The organism is Ochrobactrum sp. SFR4, from assembly GCF_019730395.1.
Lineage (GTDB): Bacteria > Pseudomonadota > Alphaproteobacteria > Rhizobiales > Rhizobiaceae > Pseudochrobactrum.
In genome coordinates, this window is record NZ_JAAPBB010000963.1 from 1 (window position 1) to 259 (window position 259).

Consider the following 259-nt stretch of genomic DNA (forward strand, 5'->3'; position numbering starts at 1 on the left):
TCCGCGACGTTATGAAAGATCCAGTTCCGCGCCAGCGCCCAATCGCTCCGGCCAATGAGCAGCCTGTTCAGCGTGTCGATAATTATACGCCTGATCGCCGGCGAGCGCTGACGCCCGACGATTACAGCGACATCAACACACTTGCCGGTGCAATGGCGAGCCAGGCGGCAAGCCTGACCTCGCAATGGTCGCCTAAAGGCTCCGTCAACACGATCGTTCTCAATCAGATGCTCTATAAGACGCCCGAGCAGCGCAAAGC

1 protein-coding gene is annotated in these 259 nt (G+C 58.7%); it reads left to right on the forward strand.

What is annotated here, in order from left to right; all coding sequences use genetic code 11:
- Positions 1–11: 11 nt before the first annotated feature.
- A partial coding sequence (locus HBA93_RS21945) for a hypothetical protein (RefSeq protein WP_221724660.1) occupies positions 12–259 on the forward strand: 248 nt, incomplete at its 3' end.